This window comes from Erythrobacter sp. S158 (assembly GCF_057364915.1).
In genome coordinates this window covers 3196451-3214658 of the sequence record NZ_CP200279.1, presented here as the reverse complement: position 1 = coordinate 3214658, position 18208 = coordinate 3196451, and the positions used below count along the sequence as shown (strand labels likewise).

General features: G+C 61.7%; 16 protein-coding genes. 4 read left to right on the top strand and 12 right to left on the bottom strand.

Annotation, left to right across the window (positions count from 1 at the left end):
- Positions 1 to 69: 69 nt before the first annotated feature.
- Positions 70 to 807 (top strand): bifunctional 2-polyprenyl-6-hydroxyphenol methylase/3-demethylubiquinol 3-O-methyltransferase UbiG, encoded by a 738-nt coding sequence (ubiG, locus tag AC0V6T_RS15765; protein ID WP_007165451.1) that lies wholly within the window; start codon positions 70 to 72, stop codon positions 805 to 807.
- Here ubiG and AC0V6T_RS15760 read toward each other — a convergent pair.
- The 4 genes from AC0V6T_RS15760 to AC0V6T_RS15745 form a co-directional block, all read right to left on the bottom strand.
- Positions 804 to 1862: a glycerophosphodiester phosphodiesterase family protein gene (locus tag AC0V6T_RS15760; RefSeq protein ID WP_486128425.1), complete on the bottom strand. Its 1059-nt coding sequence runs from the start codon at positions 1860 to 1862 to the stop codon at positions 804 to 806. The two genes, ubiG and AC0V6T_RS15760, sit on opposite strands and share 4 nt — an antisense overlap.
- Entirely contained in the window at positions 1841 to 2191 is a 351-nt protein-coding gene (locus AC0V6T_RS15755) for an ArsC family reductase (RefSeq protein WP_486128423.1), read from the bottom strand. Before AC0V6T_RS15755 ends, AC0V6T_RS15760 begins: the two co-directional genes overlap by 22 nt.
- Before the next feature lie 11 nt (positions 2192 to 2202).
- Positions 2203 to 2676, bottom strand: a complete 474-nt coding sequence (gene ruvC / locus AC0V6T_RS15750; protein WP_486128421.1) for a crossover junction endodeoxyribonuclease RuvC — start codon at positions 2674 to 2676, stop codon at positions 2203 to 2205.
- 105 nt (positions 2677 to 2781) lie between these two features.
- Positions 2782 to 3528, bottom strand: coding sequence for a YebC/PmpR family DNA-binding transcriptional regulator (locus AC0V6T_RS15745; protein WP_007165457.1), 747 nt, complete (start codon positions 3526 to 3528; stop codon positions 2782 to 2784).
- A gap of 54 nt (positions 3529 to 3582) precedes the next feature.
- Here AC0V6T_RS15745 and AC0V6T_RS15740 point away from each other — a divergent pair, with 54 nt between their 5' ends.
- Positions 3583 to 4335 carry a CPBP family glutamic-type intramembrane protease gene (locus AC0V6T_RS15740; protein ID WP_486128419.1) on the top strand — a complete coding sequence of 251 codons (753 nt, stop codon included), beginning with the start codon at positions 3583 to 3585 and terminating at the stop codon, positions 4333 to 4335.
- Here AC0V6T_RS15740 and AC0V6T_RS15735 read toward each other — a convergent pair.
- The 3 genes from AC0V6T_RS15735 to AC0V6T_RS15725 form a co-directional block, all read right to left on the bottom strand.
- Positions 4332 to 4649: a heavy metal-binding domain-containing protein gene (locus AC0V6T_RS15735; RefSeq protein ID WP_007165459.1), complete on the bottom strand. Its 318-nt coding sequence runs from the start codon at positions 4647 to 4649 to the stop codon at positions 4332 to 4334. The genes AC0V6T_RS15740 and AC0V6T_RS15735 overlap by 4 nt on opposite strands.
- Before the next feature lie 83 nt (positions 4650 to 4732).
- Positions 4733 to 6508 (bottom strand): S41 family peptidase, encoded by a 1776-nt coding sequence (locus AC0V6T_RS15730; protein WP_486128417.1) that lies wholly within the window; start codon positions 6506 to 6508, stop codon positions 4733 to 4735.
- Between the two features lie 96 nt (positions 6509 to 6604).
- Positions 6605 to 6841, bottom strand: a complete 237-nt coding sequence (locus AC0V6T_RS15725; protein WP_007165461.1) for a DUF2312 domain-containing protein — start codon at positions 6839 to 6841, stop codon at positions 6605 to 6607.
- Between the two features lie 263 nt (positions 6842 to 7104).
- Here AC0V6T_RS15725 and AC0V6T_RS15720 point away from each other — a divergent pair, with 263 nt between their 5' ends.
- Entirely contained in the window at positions 7105 to 8313 is a 1209-nt protein-coding gene (locus tag AC0V6T_RS15720; protein WP_486128415.1) for an adenylate/guanylate cyclase domain-containing protein, read from the top strand.
- Here AC0V6T_RS15720 and AC0V6T_RS15715 read toward each other — a convergent pair.
- A complete protein-coding gene (locus tag AC0V6T_RS15715) occupies positions 8310 to 8627 on the bottom strand; it encodes a DUF1244 domain-containing protein (RefSeq protein WP_486128413.1) in 318 nt (105 codons plus the stop codon). The genes AC0V6T_RS15720 and AC0V6T_RS15715 overlap by 4 nt on opposite strands.
- A gap of 63 nt (positions 8628 to 8690) precedes the next feature.
- On the opposite strand from AC0V6T_RS15715, the gene pyk reads away from it, so the two are divergent.
- A complete protein-coding gene (pyk, locus tag AC0V6T_RS15710; protein ID WP_486128411.1) occupies positions 8691 to 10178 on the top strand; it encodes a pyruvate kinase in 1488 nt (495 codons plus the stop codon).
- A 3-nt stretch (positions 10179 to 10181) separates the two neighbouring features.
- Here pyk and AC0V6T_RS15705 read toward each other — a convergent pair whose 3' ends face one another.
- The 4 genes from AC0V6T_RS15705 to rpoC form a co-directional block, all read right to left on the bottom strand.
- On the bottom strand, positions 10182 to 11888 hold the full coding sequence (locus AC0V6T_RS15705) for a SulP family inorganic anion transporter (protein ID WP_486128409.1): 1707 nt from the start codon (positions 11886 to 11888) through the stop codon (positions 10182 to 10184).
- 87 nt (positions 11889 to 11975) lie between these two features.
- Positions 11976 to 13301, bottom strand: a complete 1326-nt coding sequence (gltX, locus tag AC0V6T_RS15700; RefSeq protein ID WP_486128407.1) for a glutamate--tRNA ligase — start codon at positions 13299 to 13301, stop codon at positions 11976 to 11978.
- A gap of 42 nt (positions 13302 to 13343) precedes the next feature.
- Positions 13344 to 13784, bottom strand: a complete 441-nt coding sequence (locus AC0V6T_RS15695; RefSeq protein ID WP_486128405.1) for a DNA-directed RNA polymerase subunit beta' — start codon at positions 13782 to 13784, stop codon at positions 13344 to 13346.
- 143 nt (positions 13785 to 13927) lie between these two features.
- Entirely contained in the window at positions 13928 to 18199 is a 4272-nt protein-coding gene (rpoC, locus tag AC0V6T_RS15690; protein ID WP_486128403.1) for a DNA-directed RNA polymerase subunit beta', read from the bottom strand.
- Positions 18200 to 18208: the final 9 nt, after the last annotated feature.

The window sequence follows — 18208 nt, the reverse complement described above, 5'->3', positions numbered from 1 at the left end:
CTCGTCTCGCTCCTTTTCGTGAGTGAGGTGACAGTGGTGTGTTCGAATTGGCGCTGCTAACGGGGGTGAATGGGAAACGCAAACGTATCGAATGTAACCATCCGCCCGGAAGAGGCCGCTTTCTTCGCCGATCTGGCCAAGGACTGGTGGAACCCCAAAGGCAAAATGGCCAGCCTGCACGAAGTGAACCCGGTGCGGCTCGGCTTCATTCGATCCGCCATCGACGCGCATTGGGGCGGCGACGAGCGCAACATACGCCCGCTCAAGGGCAAGAGCGCGCTCGATATCGGATGCGGCGCAGGCCTCGTGTGCGAGCCGCTCGCACGGCTGGGCGCGGAGGTCACTGGCGTCGATGCAGCCGCCGACAATGTCGCAGCCGCCAGCGCCCATGCCGAGGCAAGCGGGCTCGACATTCGCTACATGGCAGGCGAGGTCGCAGGGCTGGATATCGGGACATTCGATCTCGTCACCGCACTGGAAGTGATCGAGCATGTCGCGGACAAGGAAGCATTCCTGAGCGATGTGACGCAGCGTGTTGCACCGGGGGGACTGCTGGTCATCTCCACCCCCAACCGCACGACCGCTTCGCGCCTGCTGCTCGTCGGCGCGGCGGAGGCCGTGGGCTACGTCCCCAAGGGCACGCACCACTGGGACGATTTCATCATGCCTGAGGAGCTCGACGTGATGCTGTCGGATTTCGGCTTCGAGGTCACCAAGCGCCAAGGCATCGCATGGCGTCCGGGCAAGGGCCTGCACCTGTCAGACGATGAGAGCCTCAATTACATCGTAAGCGCGCGGCGGGTTTAAAAACCGGACTCGTTCGTGCCTTCATCCAGAAGCTCGACGAATTCCTTCACGTTGTCGACGAAGAAGCCGTCCGCACCGCTCGCGATCGCGGCGCGCCAGAGCATTTCGTATTGTCCATCATCCGACGGACCGCCCTCGCCCTGAAGGCTCGCTGGAAGGAAGCCGTTTTCCTTGCGAAGCGTCCAAGGGTGGACCTTCAGTCCCGCAGCGCGCGCATCGGCGACCAGCGTCGTCTCGGCCATCGTTTCTGGATCAAGTACATAGCCGAGCCATGGTCCGATCCCGTCTGCATACTCCGCCACTTCGGCAAGGCCGCTCGCCGTCACCATTTCAGCGTAGCGCATCGTAGGCTCGTCCACCGGACCTCCTTCGGGATGGATCAACTGCGCAAGGTGATAGTCGCTGCGCTGGTTGAGGCGGCGCAGAGGGCCGACCTCAAAACACTGGATTATCAGTTTCTGATCCGCCCCAATGTCGAGATTGCGCAATTCGCGCAGCACGAGATCGACCACGTCGATCCCTTCGGCTTCGAGCAGGAAATTTGGATGCTTGAGCTCTGGGTACAGACCGATGCTGCGGCCGGTCTCCGCTTCCTTTGCCCGGACCAATTGCACGACTTCGGCAAAGGTCGGGACCTGATAGAGCCCGTTATATTGCGTATTGGCCGGGCGGATGTTCCCGACCCGCTCACGCGCGCGCAGGGTGCGCAATTCGGCGAGTGTGAAGTCCTCCGCGAACCAGCCTGCGACGCGGCGACCGTCGATGGTCTTTTCGCGGCGCAGATGCTCGAATTCTTCGCGGCTGGCGACATCGGTGGTGCCCGAAAGCTCGTTTTCATGGCGAGCAACAAGAACGAGGTCTTTTGTCACCACCAGATCCGGCTCGACGAAATCGGCGCCCTGGTCGATCGCGAGCTCATAAGCGGCCAGCGTGTGCTCAGGGCGTTCGCCGCTCGACCCGCGATGCGCGATGATCAGCGGGTCGTTCTGGGCAAAGGCGGGTGCGGGAATGAGAAGCGCAGCTGCGAGCGCGCTCAGGATAATGCTGCGGACCATTCGTTTTCCTTGAAACCGACCAGAATACCGTTTGAGTGCTCGACAACTGGCCGCTTGATCATGGAGGGGTGCTGAACCAGCAAAGCGACAGCCTTGTGACTGTCAGCCGCATCGGCCTTCTCTTCTTCGCTCAGCTTGCGATAGGTCGTGCCGCGCTTGTTGAGCACGGTGTCGACGCCCTTCGTCTCGATCCAAGTGGCGAGCTTGTCGGCATCCGCGCCTTCCTTCTTGTAATCGTGGAAGGTGTAATCGTGGTCATTGGCCTCGAGCCATTTGCGTGCCTTCTTGACCGTGTCGCAATTGGGAATGCCGTAGAGGTGGGTTGTCATTCGTGGCGTCCTTATCGTTTGGGGGCGAGATGCGCGTCGGCAATCGCGACCGCGAGCGCATCGGCAGCATCGCTTCCTGCAAGCTCGACACCCGGCAGCAGCACCTTGATCATGGCGGCAACCTGGCTCTTGTCCGCAGCGCCCGTACCGACGGTTGCCTTCTTCACCAGCCGCGCCGCGTGTTCGTTGACACTTAGCCCTGCCGCGCCGCAAGCCGCCAGCACCGCGCCGCGGGCCTGCGCGAGCTTGAGCGTCGACTTAGGGTTCTCGTTGACGAAGACCTCTTCGCACGCTGCGCGCTCTGGCCTGTGAGCGGCGATCACCTCGGCGATGCCGCCCGACAGCGCTGCAAGTCGCTCGGCCATCGGGGCCTTGGTGTTGGTCTTTATCTGACCGTTGGCGATATGCGACAGGCGCGAACCTTCAGCACGGATCAGGCCCCAGCCTGTGCAGGTGAGCGAAGGATCGAGGCCGAGAATTATCACGCGGCTAAAGCCCAACCATCCAGCCAAGCCGCCACGCAATCGCGAGCAGGAACGCGCCGCCCAGCATCAGAGCATAGAGCCACTCGCGCCACGTCATGAGCCGACTTACGCGTCGAGCTTCTCCATGACTTCGTCGCTGATCTCGTAATTGCCCCAGACGGTCTGCACGTCGTCATCGTCTTCGAGCGCGTCGATCAGCTTGAGAAGCGTGCCAGCGCCTTTCTCGTCCATCTCAACGGTGAGGTTTGGCTTCCACGCAAGCTTGACTTCCTTCGCCTCGCCAAGAGCCTTTTCAAGGTTCGAGGACACTTCGTGGAGGTCTTCGGCAGCGGTCCAGATTTCGTGGCCGTCGTCGGACGATGCAATGTCTTCCGCGCCCGCTTCAAGAGCGGCTTCGAGAACTTTCTCCTCGTCGCCCGCATCGGCACCGTATTCGATATAGCCGACACGCTCGAAACCGTGGGCGACCGAACCTTCGGTGCCGAGATTGCCGCCGTTCTTGCTGAAAGCGGTGCGAACGGCCGTGGCAGTGCGGTTGCGGTTGTCGGTCAGCGCCTCGACAATGATGGCGCTGCCGCCGGGACCGTAACCTTCGTAGCGGACCTCTTCGTAGTTCTCGCCATCGGCTGCGCTCGCCTTGTCGATCGCGCGCTGGATATTGTCCTTGGGCATTGACTGCCCCTTCGCGGTGTTGATCGCGAGGCGCAGGCGAGGGTTCATATCGGGGTCGGGCGCACCCATCTTGGCAGCAACCGTAATTTCACGGCTCAGCTTGCTGAAAAGGTTGGAACGCTTCTTATCCTGTGCACCTTTGCGGTGCATGATATTCTTGAATTTGGAATGGCCTGCCATGGATACTCTTCTGGTTGGCTGGAATCAGCGAAATATGGTGCTCGCATTAGACCGATGAACGATTATCCGACAAGTCCTGTGACGCCCGCCCGCGTCCTGATCGCGCCCGCCGACACGATGAGAGGCGAATGGCAGCGCCTCGGTGCGTTTCTGAAGCGCCCTTCGCTCGGCGTGAATGCCGAGCAATCCCAGCCGTTCAAGGTGCTCGCCCGCATCTACACGCTTGATGTGGCGGCGATGGCGGTGCTCATCACGCTGGCCACCATCGCGGTGGCGGCGGGTATCTACATCCCGGCGACCGCGCTTGCGGGGATCGAGTTTACGCCGCTTGTCATACTGTCGATCGTGATCGGCGCGCCGGTGCTGGAGGAGATATTCTTTCGCGGCTGGCTGTCGGGCAAGCCAGCGCACATTTACGCTCTTCTTGCCGTGATCCTTGGCGCGGTGGGCTTTGGCGTGGCGCACCAAACCAGTCCGATGCTCGGCCTCGCCGCTCCGGTGATCGGAATTGCTGCCGCGATCGGCCTTGCATTCCGACTTCGCAACCGACCGCCATTCGGCTGGTTCGCCTTCGCGTTCCCCGTCTTCTTCTGGCTCAGCACGGTTGCCTTTGCGCTGGTTCACCTTTGGAACTTCGAGGAAGGCTCGCTCGCGATCCTTCTGCCGCTGGTGCTGCCGCAGTTCATTCTCGGCATGCTGCTTGGTTATGTGAGAGTGCGGATCGGACTGTGGTCCGCGATCCTGCTGCACGCGGCCCACAACGCGACCGCGCTGTCGATTGCGGCGCTGGCGACCCTCGGGGCCTAAACCTTCACCGCTGTCCCGCTGGCGCTGACCATTAGCATCGAGCCGGTGTCGCCGATGACCTCGTAATCAAGGTCGATCCCGACCACCGCATTGCCGCCGCGCGCGGCGCATTCGGCCTGCAATTCCTCGATTGCCTGATTGCGGGCATCGGAAAGAATGCGTTCGTAGCTGCCCGAGCGCCCGCCGACGATATCGCGGATATTGGCGAACAGATCGCGAAAGAGGTTCGCGCCCACGATCACTTCGCCGACCACGATGCCGCAATAATCTTGGATTGGCTTGCCCTCGATCGAAGGGGTTGTCGTCACGATCACGCCGCGTGCATCTGCCCAAGGTCCGGCCATCAATTCTCTCCTCTTTTTGGTGTGTTAGATAGATATAACACTTTGCCGCAAATTCAAGGTCGCGCCGCTCCATCGCGCACCAGCGCAAGGCCCGCTTCGAGGATTTCATCACGCCCTGCTTCAAGGCCGGCAATCGTCGGCTCCACGAGTACATCCGGGACCACCCCGATATTGTGATGAACGCTGCCATCCTGGTTGACGACCCGCATTCCGGTGAACATGATGCGGTAGCCTCCGGGCAAACCGGCAAGCGTGACGTTGCCGTTCGCCCCGGCGCTGGCTTGACCGACAATCGTGCCCAATGCGTTGCCCTTCACGAAGCCGAGGATCGATTCCGGATAGCTCGCCGCAGTCGCGTCGCTCAGAAACACAGTGTTGCTGGTGAGGCGCGGCAGGAGCGGCTGCATCCGCCAGCCGCCTTCGCTAAAACTCATGCCCTGCTGGTCGGGCCGCTCGATCACCGGACGCTCCATCCGCGCCGAGAGGGCCAGCTCATCGGTCAGGTGCGACAGGAAGAAAGGGGAGCCCTTGGGCCGTCCGCGCAGGTCGAAGATCAGCCCTTGCGCACCGGCCAGCAAGTCGACATTTGCAATCAGTTCTTCGTCGGTGATGCGGCTCACGTCGACATAGACGATACCCGGTTCGACTTCGGTCACGGGCTCGGGGCGCGGCGGCATGGGCCAGTTTTCACGGGTATAGGCAACGCGCTCGACCTCGACCTCGCGCTCGGCTCCGTCCGGCTCGACTATCGAGAAATTAGCGCGCGTGCCCGGCTCGCCTTCGATCATCACGGCGAGTGCCCGCATGGTGCGGAAATGCTCGCTGCCCGAAGCGCGCTCCGACTTGAATTGGTGCATCAGTTCACCTGTATCCACTCCGTCGATCGCAGAAACGATGCTGCCTGAAGGAATACCGGTTTCGGGCCGCGCCCATGCAACGACCACCTGACCTTCTGCATATTGAAGCGCCACAGGAGCAATCTCGATTTCGCGCCATCGCAGCTGCGCTCCGCCATGGCCGTCCTCGATCTCATGCATCATGAGCCGCAAGGCGTCGTGGAACGCCGTGTCGTCCTCAGCCATAGCGGCCCGCTGCAATTGCCGGCCAAGCTTGGCGTCCCAGTCGACATCGACAACGTCCCAGTAGGGATAGAACTGGTCGAGCACTCCCCAACCGATGATCGTCGCGGCGATCCGCGTGGTGCGGTCGAACCCGGCTGGCGTCCAACCTTCGGGGCGACCGTTGAACGTAGTTTGCGGCTCGGTAGGGGGATGTTCGTCGCCCAGCTTCTCTCCGGTTAGCGGGAAACGAACGTGGAGCCCTCCCAGCTGTTCGTGAAAGATCGGGCCACTTCCAAGTGTGCCGATCTCACGCCGGAACTTCGAGTATCCCGATTGGCGCATCCCCTGAAAGCCGTTGTGAAACCACTGCCAGCGGCCATTCGCATTGGCTGGCCCGGCATAGGGTCCAAGCGGCTCGGCCGAGGCTTCAAAATGCTCGACAACGGGGGCAAAGACCACTTCGAGCACCTCGGCAAACTCGCGCTCGCCAGATGCTGCGATGACCTGCGGGACCGCTTCGATGGCAAGCGCATCCCAGTCGGCCTTCAGCGCCGCATCACTCGGGTGGAACCAGCGCGCGACGGTGTAGATGCGCGCGAAGGTCCGCAGCCTTTCAAGTTCGCCATCGCTCAGCGCGGAGGCGGGAATATCTCCCTCAACCGCAGAATCACGGGGCGGCTCAGCCGACTGCGCCTGTGCCACGCCAAACGGAAGCACGAGCGCGAGCGCGAGTGCGAGCGACAAACGGAAAAAAGCGAGTGTTTTCATGGATGCGTCCCCCCGAAACCGGAAGCGACGTCATGCAATCGCCAAAATGAACGCCGGATAAACCAGCCAACTTTGGCCGGTCATATCAACCGCCGATCAACCCATGCCGAGCGCAGCCTTGTAGGTTTCGAGGATCGTTTCCTGCTCGCTGCGATCGTCGGGCTTCATCTTTCTGAGGCGCACGATCTGGCGCATGATCTTGACGTCGTAGCCCACGGCCTTTGCCTCGGCATAAACGTCGCGAATATCGTCGGCGATGCCCTTCTTTTCTTCTTCAAGGCGTTCGATGCGCTCGATCAGAAGGCGCAGGCGGTCGTCGGTGGCTTCGGCCATGGGGGTATCCTGTGAGAATCAGTGAAATGGTTTGGCCGTCGGACTTACCAGCCCAGCGCCGCGTGCAAAGCACGGATGCGCAGCTTCTCCACCGGTCCGGGCCGCTTTGGCTGCGCAAGCTTGCACACTGCCCCTCTTGCTGTAGTGTCTGAGCCTAGCGACACGGCGCGGCGGAGGGGGAACTCGCACGTGGAAACAAGGCTATGGCTGACAGGCTCAGGTAAGTTCGCGGGCGGTTGTGCCGGCGAAGGATGCGGCGCATCGTGACCGGAGAAAAGCTCACCGCGCCCAAGCCAGAAACCAGCAAGGGCGGGAACGTCGCCGTCTTCTGCGGTCACATGTTCAACACCGGAAGCGAGGCCGAAGAAGAGCTGAAAAAGCGCGTGCGCGAACAGCTCGACACGCTCGACATCACGGTGGGTTATGGCCCGCTTGCATGCGGGGCGGACATCGTGATCGCCGAAAGCCTGCTCGCGCGCGGGGCCGAGCTTAATGTGGTCCTCCCGTTCAGCGAGGAGGATTTCATCGCCGAAAGCGTGCTGTGCGGCGGGCAGGACTGGCTTGAGCGGTATTACACCTGTCGCAACGCGGCGACCTCGATCAACTTTGCAACGCCGGGCGACTATGTCGGCGACGATAATCAGTTTGCCTACAACACGCTCTACGCGATGGGCCTTGCGATCCTGCGTTCGCAAAAGCGGCAGTGCGAAGCTTTCCAGATCGCGGTCGTTTCCGACAGTTTTGCGAGCTTCTCGACCACCGGAATTGCCGGGACCAAGGCGGATATGAAGCTTTGGCAATCACTGGGCCGCGAAACGGTTGCGATCCCGGCAGGGCCCGTCCCGCGCGAGCTGCGCTTCCCCAACAGGCCAAAAGTCGGTAACGGGACCAAGCGCGAAATCCGCTCGATCATCTTTGCCGATTACAAGGGCTTCTCACGCATTGGCGAGCGGGAGATGCCCGGATTCATGGACATCGTGATGGGACGCATCGCAGAGGTGCTCCATTCATTCGGCGACCATGTAGAGTTTCGCAACACATGGGGCGATGCGATCTATGCGATTGTCGATGAGCCCAAAACCGCCGCTGCCATTGCGCTGAAATTGCAGGAAGTGCTCGCTGACCTGCCAAGGGGTCTTATCCCGTCAGGCGCCGTAGCTGGCATGCGGCTGGGCCTGCATTACGGCCCGATCTGGGTCGGCACCGACCGCATCACCGGCAACCGGCTGTGGTATGGTGGCGAAGTCAATCGCACGGCGCGGATCGAGCCGGTGACGCCCGTGGGCGGCGTCTATTGCACCGAGAGTTTCGCCGCTGCCCTGCTGATGGCCGACTGCCAGGATTGCAAGTTCACCTCTGTCGGGCGTGTGCTGCTGCCCAAGAAATATGGCGAGGTCGAACTCTTCCACCTTGAAGGCGCCGATTATGTCGAGCCGCCTCAGCCCAACGCGAAGACAGGAGCCAGGACCTAGCGCAAATCCGCGCGGTTCTTCGTCAGGCTCTTTTCCATCGCCTCGATCTGTTCCTGCGTTGCTGGCTGCTGCTTGGTCGCCTTCCACTCGTCCATCGGCATGCCGTGAATGAGCTCGCGCGCCTGCGCCTTGTCGCCGTCGTAGCCTGCATCGCGAATCCAGTCGGCAAGGCAATTGCGGCAGAACCCGGCAAGCCCCATCAGCTCGATATTCTGCGCATCGTGACGATGGCGAAGGTGGCGCACCAGCCGCCGAAACGCAGCAGCGGCCACTTCATCGTCGAGGCTGTCGAGCGGGTCAGTTTGATCGGTCATCGGGCTTTTCCTTGAGTTGCAATTATACTGTGTCATAGCAGCGCAAACGGGATCAGGAATACCATGTCAAAACGCGATAACACTCGGATCGACCCGCGCGGTCGCAAGGTCAAGATTCTGGCGACGATCGGCCCGGCCAGCCGCTCACCCGAAATGCTGCGCAAGCTGTTCAAGGCTGGCGCCGACGCGTTCCGAGTGAACATGAGCCACGGCGAGCATGCCGATCATGCAAAGGCCATTGCCTCTATTCGCGCGCTGGAAAAGGAATTCGCTCGCCCGATCGCGATCCTCGCCGACCTTCAGGGGCCCAAACTGCGCGTCGGGCCGTTCAAGGACGGTCAGGCGGTGCTTCGCCATTCGGGGCATTTCACGCTCGACCGGGATGACACGCCGGGCGACGAGACCCGTGTCTGCCTTCCCCATGCCGAACTGTTCGGCATCCTCGAGCGTGGGCAGCGTCTGCTCATCAATGACGGGAAGATCCGCCTCGTGGTGAAGGAAGCAGACGAGGACAAGATCTTCTGCACCGCCGAGGTTGGCGGGGTGATCTCGGACCGCAAAGGCGTGAATGTGCCCGATGCCGAGGTTCCGATCCCGGCGCTGACGGACAAGGACAAGAAAGATCTCGCCTTCGCGGTCGAACAGGGTGTCGACTGGATCGCTCTCAGCTTCGTCCAGCGCCCCGCTGACCTCGCTGAAGCGCGCAAACTGATCGCGTCGCACGCGGCCGGGGGCCATTGCCCTGCCCTGTGTGCCAAGATCGAAAAGCCGCAGGCAATCGGGCGGCTCGAAGAAATTATCGAGCTGTCCGATGCGATCATGGTCGCGCGCGGCGACCTTGGCGTCGAGCTTGAGCCGCATGAAGTCCCGCCGCTACAGAAGCGCATCGTCGCTGCCAGCCGCAGTGCCGGTAAACCGGTGATCGTAGCCACGCAGATGCTCGAAAGCATGATCGAAAGCCCCATGCCGACCCGCGCCGAAGTCTCCGACGTTGCCAACGCGGTCTATGACGGGGCGGACGCCGTGATGCTGAGCGCGGAAAGCGCAGCCGGAGACTGGCCCGAGGAATCGGTCACCATGATGCACAAAATCGCAGCACAGGTGGAGCGCGACGAGGGCTATCGCGAGCGCATCCGCATGCTCGACACGCCGCCCGATGCAACGACTTCGGACGCGCTGGCGCATTCGTGCATGACCATCGCCGACACCGTCCCGATCAGCGCGATCACAGTTTTCACCTCCTCAGGCTCCACTGCGCGCCGCGTCGCACGCGAGCGGCCCGGCACGCCGATGCTGGTCCTCACCCCGAGTATGCGCACGGCCCGCCGGGTGGCGCTCCTGTGGGGCGCACATGCGGTGGTCACCCGCGACATCGGCAGCTTCGAAGAGATGATTGCCAAGGGCAAGCGCATGGCTTTGCGCCACGGGTTCGGAACGGCTGGATCGAAACAGGTGGTGCTTGCAGGCGTCCCCTTCGGCACACCGGGCGCAACCAACCTGCTTCACGTCGTCACGCTTGCTGGTGACGAGCTTGAGAAGCACCGGAAGTAACCGCTAGCTAGGCGCAATGGGTTCGTCCTGAGGCGAACCGCAGCTCTCCATCGCGTCGCCAACCGTGCGGTGGAAATGGCATTTGTTGGAGTCGAGACGCGTGAGGCGCTCTCGCACCGGCTCGTGGACGGCGGCGAAGTGGATCGCGGTCCCCTGGCTGTGCACACGCTCGGTCAGGCGCTGCATCATGGCCGCCCCGCTCGCATCGACCGCATTCACCGCGCGCATGTCGATCACCAGGCACGTCACCTCGTCATGCTCGCCGAGCAGGCGGAAGAACTCGTCCTCGACAAATGCCGCGTTTGCAAAAAACAGCGAACGGTCGATGCGCAGGATGAGGATCGGCAGCGTCCTTAAGTCCATCTCGTCACGCTCGATCGAGCGGAAGCTGCGTCCCCCGTCATTGGTATCGACGCGCGTTACTCGGGGAAGCGAGGATATCCAGAGATGATGCGCAAGCCCCGCCAGCGCCCCCACCGCGAGGCCGAGCATCACGCCGAGCAGCAATGTCGCGGCGAACGTGATCGCGATGACCACGCCCTCAAGCCGGTCGTGCTGCCACACCTTTTTCATCTCGCCAGGTTTGATGAGGCCGAACACCGCACTGATCACCAGCGCGGCAAGCGCCGTTTCAGGAAGGTATGCAAGGATTGGCGCGAAGAACAGGATGACCGCCAGCACCAACGCCGCGCCGATCACGTGTGCAATCGGCGTCTTGCCGCCGCTGTCCTCGACCAGTGCCGAGCGGCTGAGGCTCGCGCTCACCGCATAACCGCCGGTGAGCGAGGCACCGATATTGCCGAGACCCAGCGCAACCGCCTCGCGGCTCGTGTCGAGCCGTGACCGGTCGCTGCCGGCCAGCGACTTTGCCACTGCGGTAGCCGTAGCAAAAATGACCACCGCCACGGCAAGCGCGCTCGGAGCAAATTTCAGCCAGAGCTGCGGGTCGAGCGGGGGCATGGTGAGCCTCGGCAACTCGCCCGACGGTGGCGAGACGCGGGCGACATCGGCGCTGACGTAGCTCGCTGCAATTGCGCATCCGACCACCACCAGCAACGGGAGCGACTTTGCAATGGCCTGCCGCCATGGCGGGCGCACACCGATTTTCCAGAGCGCGGGCGCGGCAAGCCAGTCGAACAACAGTAAGAGGGCAAGCGCCGTCGCGCCAATCGCAGCCGTCGTCACATTCCATTGCGGAAGCACGGACCACATAGCCGCAAGCGCGTCGGGCAGGTTGCCGGCGCGCTCGGGATTTGTGCCGATTAGGGTCGGAAGCTGGCTTGTGAAGATCAGGATAGCCACAGCCGCCGTGAAACCGAGCAGCACCGGCTCGCTGATGAAGTTGACCAACCTTCCAAGCCGCAACGCGCCGATGGCTGCGAGGATGATCCCCGCCTCGATCCCGACAATCGCCGCAGCTTCGATCACTTCGACGTCTGTCCCGCTTGCCGCTTCGGCAATGACGAGCGAGATGAGCGCGACCGGGCCGACCGACACGAACGGGCTGGTCCCGAAAAGTAGGTAGAGCACCGGCGGGACGAGCGCAGCGTAGAGCCCTGCTTGAGGGGGAAGCCCGGCGAGTTGCGCGTAGGCCATCGCCTGCGGAACCAGCAGGATCGCGAGGATCGTTCCCGCAATCGCATCGGCAAGCGCGGTCTTGCCCTCGTAGCCCTTGAGGCTCGAAAGGTTCGGGATCAGCGGGTTGGCCATCAAGGCCTCGTGCGCACAGATTTGATCATTGCCCCATCAACGCATGGAGCTTGGAGCCTGTTCCGATTTGGTAGCGCTTACGCTTGCTTAGCCCCCAGCGCACTCCAGCCGCGCGCGCGCTTCATCTTCGCCTATCAACGGCAGCAACTCCCCCATGTCCGGTCCGTGGTTCATACCGGTTAGCGCCTGACGCAGCGGGAGGAACAGCGCCTTGCCCTTGCGCCCGGTCTTTTCCTTGAGCGCAGATGTGAGTGCACTCCAAGGATCATCGCCCCAATCCAGCGCCTGTGCAGCATCGGCAAGATAAGCACGGTCTTCATCGTTGAACTCTGGCTGTTCGATGGGTCCGGTAACGAGCCGCCACCACTCGCCCACCTCGCTCACGGTCGAGACATTGGGCTGAACCGCGTGCCAGCCAGCCTCGTCCATGCCCTCGGGGAGGCGGTCCTTCACCGCGTCATAAGGCATGGCGTGCACCATCGCGGTGTTAACCCGCTCGAGCTCGGCATCGTCGAATTTCGCAGGTGCGCGGCCGAAGGTGGACAGGTCAAAGGTGTCGAGCAGTCTGGAGCGCTCGGCAATCGGCTCCACCGGGAGCGAAGTGCCGAGGCGGGCGAGAAGCGCAATGATCGCTCCAGGCTCGATCCCGCGCTCACGAAACGCATCGCAGCCGAGCGAACCGAGACGCTTCGACAGCTTGCCTTCCTTGCCCACCAGCAGTGCCTCGTGCGCAAAGGCGGGTGGCTCGGCGCCCATGGCGGTGAACATCTGAATTTGAACCGCCGTGTTGGAGACGTGGTCCTCGCCGCGCAGCACCTGCGTGATGCCCATGTCGATGTCGTCCACCGTGCTCGGCAACATGTAGAGCCACGAGCTGTCGGCGCGGCGGATGACGGGATCGGACAGCTGTGCGGGATCGAATTTCTGCTTGCCGCGAACGCCATCTTCCCACGCGATCGGCTGGTCGTGGTCGAGTTTGAAGCGCCAGTGCGGAGCGATGCCCTGCGCTTCCTTCGCCGCGAGTTCTTCGTCTGTTAGCTCGAGAGCACCGCGATCATAGATCGGCGGCTTTCCGCGCCCGAGCAGCACCTTACGCTTGAGCTCAAGCTCCTGCTGCGTCTCATATGCGGGGTAAATGCGTCCTGCCTCGCGCAGCCGCTCGAACGCGGCCTCGTAGGCGTCGAGCCGCTCGGACTGGCGCTCTTCTCGATCCGCTTCGATCCCGAGCCAGGCGAGGTCCGCGCGGATTGCCTCGACATATTCTTCCTTCGAACGCTCTGCGTCGGTGTCGTCGATGCGCAGAACGAACGTACCGCCGGACTTCTCGGCGATCATCCAGTTATGGAGCGCAGTGCGGATATTGCCGACGTGCAGGCGGCCTGTTGGCGAAGGGGCAAAACGGGTGGTTGTCATGGCGCTTGCCGTTAGAACGCGCCGCCGCCTCCCGCAAGGAATTCAGAGTGAGCGCATCTCTGCGGCAATCAAACCGAGCACACCGTCCCACAGGCGATGCATGCGGTCGTGCCGAACGAGGCCCTGCACCGCGCCTTCGAAGCCAGCCCTTTCCCGCTGCGACGCGGAATCGATCATCTTGGCGATAGTCGCCTCGTCATGGGTAAGCATCTGGCAGCAATAGCAACCGATCCGGATGTCTTCCGGCCACGTCGCCTTGACGGTCTGAGCCAGTGCGAGCGAGCGGGCGGCGGTTTCGACGCTGCCAAGACGCTGCGTCAGCTCGGGTATGGGATCGCGGTTCACCCGCTCATGCAGCGCAATCAGTCGCAGCGAATAGAGAAAGCGGGCAGCGATCGGGCCGTGATCGTCAATCCGCGCCGGTCTGGCGAGTGCGGCTATCGTGGCTTGTGCGGCAGAGAACGAGGGCTTGCTTGAAGGCATGCGATTCCTTTCGTGTGGATCGCCCTCACTCTACCTTATTGCAAGCGCTTCGCAATTGCATAATATCCGCTTGTCGCACAAAAAACCCCGCCGGAAGCGTGCGCTCCCAGCGGGGTCTTTGTGTCAGGTTTGAAGCTGAGCTCTTATTCGGCGGCGTCTCCGCCGCCCATGGCTGCCTTCATGGCTTCCTCGGAAGGAACCGCGTCGGCTTCAGGCTCAGGCTCGGACGCATTCTCTGCGGCAAGCGCTTCCTGCTGCTTCTTCCACTGGGCTTTGAGCGCAGCGTCGCGGCTGGAGGCGGTGACGCGCATCCGGTTCATGCCCGCGCCGGTACCGGCTGGGATGAGACGGCCCACGATCACGTTTTCCTTCAGACCGATCAGCGTGTCCTTCTTACCTTCGACCGAAGCCTGGGTAAGAACGCGCGTCGTTTCCTGGAACGAGGCAGCCGAGATGAAGCTGCGGGTTTGCAGCGACGCCTTGGTGATGCCCAGCAGGATCGGCGTGCCTTCAGCCGGCTGCTTGCCCTTGCCGAGCTTTGCGTTGGTCTCGAGCATCTCAGCAAGATCGACCTGTTCGCCAGGCAGAAGCGTGGTGTCGCCACCATTGGTGATCTCGACCTTCTGCAGCATCTGGCGAACGATCACCTCGATGTGCTTGTCGTTGATCTTCACGCCCTGCAGTCGGTAGACTTCCTGGATCTCGTTGACGAGATACTCGGCCAGCGCCTCGACGCCCATCACTTCGAGGATATCGTGCGGGTTGGGCGAGCCGGAAATCAGGGTGTCACCCTTCTTCACGAAGTCGCCTTCCTGCACGTCGATCACCTTGGTCTTGGGGATCAGGTACTCGACTGCATCACCTTCCTCGGGAATGATCGCAATCTTGCGCTTCGCCTTGTATTCGCGGACGAATTCGATCTTGCCCGAAATCTTGGCGATGACCGACATGTCCTTCGGCAAACGTGCCTCGAACAGTTCAGCCACACGCGGCAGACCACCGGTGATGTCGCGGGTCTTGGCAGCTTCACGCGATGCACGCGCAAGGATGTCACCGGCCTCGACCTGCTGACCGTCTTCGACCGAAAGCGTGGTACCCGGAGCCAGCATGTAACGCTGCGCTTCGGTGTCGTCCTCGCTCTGGCCTTCACCCTGAAGCATCAGGCGCGGACGAAGCTCTTCCTTCTTCTTGCGGCCCGTCGCACGGTTTTCCGTAACGACACGCTGCGCGATACCGGTCGCATCGTCGGTCTGCTCTTCGAGCGTCGTACCCTCGACAAGATCCTGATACCGGACCACACCCGATTGCTCGGTGATGATAGGCAGGGTGAACGGATCCCATTCAGCCAGACGATCGCCTTCCTTGACCTTCGCACCGTTCTTGAAGTGCAGCACGGTACCGTACGGCACCTTGTGCATTTCACGCTCACGGCCCTCGGCGTCGATCACTGCGATCTCACCGTTGCGTGCGAGCGAAAGGATGCGGCCCTTCTTGTCAGTGATGGTCGGCATGTCGCGAAGTTCGACCTTGCCGTCCGAAATCGACTCAAGGTGGGAGGTTTCGTTGAGCTGCGCTGCACCACCGATGTGGAAGGTACGCATGGTCAGCTGCGTGCCCGGCTCGCCGATCGACTGCGCAGCGATAACGCCGACAGCTTCACCGATATTCACCGGAGTACCGCGAGCAAGGTCACGGCCGTAGCAGGTCGCGCAAACGCCCTGATCGCTCTCGCAGACGAGCGGCGAACGGATCTTTGCGGACTGAACTTCGGCTTCCTCGATCAGCTTGACCATCGGTTCGTCGACCAGCGTACCGGCCTTGACGATCACTTCGTCGGTGGCTGCGTTGACGATGTCTTCGGCAACCGTACGACCAAGGATACGCTCGCCAAGCGAAGCGATGACGCTACCGCCCTGGACGATCGCACGCATTTCAAGCGCGTTCTCGGTCTTGCAGTCATCTTCGACGATGACGCAGTCCTGCGACACGTCGACCAGACGGCGGGTCAGGTAACCCGAGTTTGCCGTCTTGAGTGCGGTATCCGCGAGCCCCTTACGAGCGCCGTGGGTCGAGTTGAAGTATTCAAGAACGGTCAGACCTTCCTTGAAGTTCGAGATGATCGGGGTCTCGATGATCTCACCCGACGGCTTGGCCATGAGGCCGCGCATACCGGCGAGCTGCTTCATCTGCGCTGGCGAACCACGCGCACCCGAGTGGCTCATCATGTAGATCGAGTTGATCTGCGCCTGCTTGCCATCGTCGTCGATCGGCTGCGCCTTGATCTCTTCCATCATCGCGTCGGCCACCTGGTCGCCGCAACGGCTCCAGGCGTCGATCACCTTGTTGTACTTTTCCTGCTGGGTGATGAGACCGTCCTGATACTGCTGCTCATAGTCAGCAACGAGGCTCTTGGTTTCGTCAACCAGCGGATCCTTCGCGTCAGGAATGATCATGTCATCCTTACCGAAGGAGATACCGGCCTTGAACGCGTTGCGGAAGCCCAGCACCATGATGGCGTCGGCAAACAGCACCGTGTCCTTCTGACCGGTGTGACGATACACCTCGTCGATCACGTCACCGATGTCCTTCTTGGTGAGAAGGCGGTTGATGATGTCGTAGGGCACCTTGTGGTTCTTGGGCAGGCACTCGCCGATAAGCATACGGCCCGGCGTCGTCTCGAAGCGCTTCATCACGATGTTGCCATCCTCATCGGCCTGCGGAACGCGGGCGAGGATTTTCGTGTGCAGCGTGACAGCCTTGGTTTCGAGCGCATGGTGCACTTCGGCCATGTCGGCAAAGCGCGGCAGCTTCTCGACCTTCGAGCCATCTTCGTTCTCGAGGTATTCAGGCGTCTTTTCCTGACGTTCCATCGAGAGGTAATACAGACCCAGAACCATGTCCTGCGAAGGCACGATGATCGGCTTGCCGTTGGCGGGCGAGAGGATGTTGTTGGTCGACATCATCAACACGCGCGCTTCGAGCTGGGCTTCGAGGCTGAGCGGAACGTGCACAGCCATCTGGTCGCCATCGAAGTCGGCGTTGAAGGCCGAGCAGACCAGCGGGTGAAGCTGGATCGCCTTACCTTCGATCAGCACCGGCTCGAATGCCTGAATGCCAAGACGGTGAAGCGTCGGCGCGCGGTTCAGGAGAACCGGGTGCTCACGGATCACTTCGTCGAGGATGTCCCAGACCTCCTTGCGCTCCTTCTCGACCCACTTCTTCGCCTGCTTGAGGGTCATCGAGAGCCCCTTGGCATCGAGGCGGGCGTAAATGAACGGCTTGAACAGCTCGAGCGCCATCTTCTTGGGCAGGCCGCACTGGTGCAGCTTGAGTTCCGGACCGGTCACGATGACCGAACGGCCCGAATAGTCGACGCGCTTACCGAGCAGGTTCTGACGGAAGCGGCCCTGCTTGCCCTTGAGCATGTCGGACAGCGACTTCAGCGGACGCTTGTTGGCACCCGTGATGACGCGGCCACGGCGGCCATTGTCGAACAGCGCGTCAACAGCTTCCTGAAGCATGCGCTTTTCGTTGCGGACGATGATGTCCGGCGCGCGCAGTTCGATCAGACGCTTCAAACGGTTGTTACGGTTGATCACGCGGCGATAGAGATCGTTGAGATCCGACGTCGCGAAGCGACCGCCATCGAGCGGCACCAGCGGGCGAAGCTCAGGCGGGATTACAGGGATCACTTCAAGGATCATCCATTCGGGACGGTTGCCCGAATCGATGAAGCTTTCGACGACCTTCAGACGCTTGATGATCTTCTTGGGCTTAAGAGCCGACTTGGTGGTCGCGAGCTCTTCGAGGAGGTCTTCACGCTCCTGTTCGAGATCGAGATCCATCAGCATGACCTTGACCGCTTCTGCGCCGATATCGGCGGAGAAGGCGTCTTCGCCATACTCGTCCTGCGCTTCGAGCAGTTCGTCTTCGGTCAGGAGCTGAAATTTCTCAAGCGGGGTGAGACCCGGCTCGATCACAACGTAGCTCTCGAAGTAAAGGATACGCTCAAGCTGCTTGAGCTGGATATCGAGCAGCAGGCCGATGCGCGAAGGCAGCGACTTCAGATACCAGATGTGAGCAACCGGAGCGGCGAGCTCGATGTGGCCCATGCGCTCACGGCGCACCTTGGTGACAGTGACTTCGACGCCGCACTTTTCGCAGACGACGCCCTTGTACTTCATACGCTTGTACTTGCCGCACAGGCATTCGTAGTCCTTAACCGGACCGAAGATGCGGGCGCAGAACAGGCCGTCACGCTCGGGCTTGAACGTACGATAGTTGATGGTTTCCGGCTTCTTGATCTCGCCGAATGACCACGAACGGATACGCTCAGGCGAAGCGATGCCGATCTGGATCTGGTCGAAGGTTTCCGGCTTAGCCAGCTGGTTGGTGAATTTGGTCAGTTCATTCATGACTTAGTT

Excerpts from the sequence above, each read along its gene's own strand:
- ubiG (WP_007165451.1), top strand. The coding sequence starts at position 70 with ATGGGAAACGCAAACGTATCGAATGTAACCATCCGCCCGGAAGAGGCC.
- AC0V6T_RS15760 (WP_486128425.1), bottom strand. The coding sequence starts at position 1,862 with ATGGTCCGCAGCATTATCCTGAGCGCGCTCGCAGCTGCGCTTCTCATT.
- AC0V6T_RS15755 (WP_486128423.1), bottom strand. The coding sequence starts at position 2,191 with ATGACAACCCACCTCTACGGCATTCCCAATTGCGACACGGTCAAGAAG.
- AC0V6T_RS15745 (WP_007165457.1), bottom strand. The coding sequence starts at position 3,528 with ATGGCAGGCCATTCCAAATTCAAGAATATCATGCACCGCAAAGGTGCA.
- AC0V6T_RS15740 (WP_486128419.1), top strand. The coding sequence starts at position 3,583 with ATGAACGATTATCCGACAAGTCCTGTGACGCCCGCCCGCGTCCTGATC.
- AC0V6T_RS15730 (WP_486128417.1), bottom strand. The coding sequence starts at position 6,508 with ATGAAAACACTCGCTTTTTTCCGTTTGTCGCTCGCACTCGCGCTCGCG.
- AC0V6T_RS15725 (WP_007165461.1), bottom strand. The coding sequence starts at position 6,841 with ATGGCCGAAGCCACCGACGACCGCCTGCGCCTTCTGATCGAGCGCATC.
- AC0V6T_RS15715 (WP_486128413.1), bottom strand. The coding sequence starts at position 8,627 with ATGACCGATCAAACTGACCCGCTCGACAGCCTCGACGATGAAGTGGCC.
- pyk (WP_486128411.1), top strand. The coding sequence starts at position 8,691 with ATGTCAAAACGCGATAACACTCGGATCGACCCGCGCGGTCGCAAGGTC.
- AC0V6T_RS15705 (WP_486128409.1), bottom strand. The coding sequence starts at position 11,888 with ATGGCCAACCCGCTGATCCCGAACCTTTCGAGCCTCAAGGGCTACGAG.
- gltX (WP_486128407.1), bottom strand. The coding sequence starts at position 13,301 with ATGACAACCACCCGTTTTGCCCCTTCGCCAACAGGCCGCCTGCACGTC.
- AC0V6T_RS15695 (WP_486128405.1), bottom strand. The coding sequence starts at position 13,784 with ATGCCTTCAAGCAAGCCCTCGTTCTCTGCCGCACAAGCCACGATAGCC.
- rpoC (WP_486128403.1), bottom strand. The coding sequence starts at position 18,199 with ATGAATGAACTGACCAAATTCACCAACCAGCTGGCTAAGCCGGAAACC.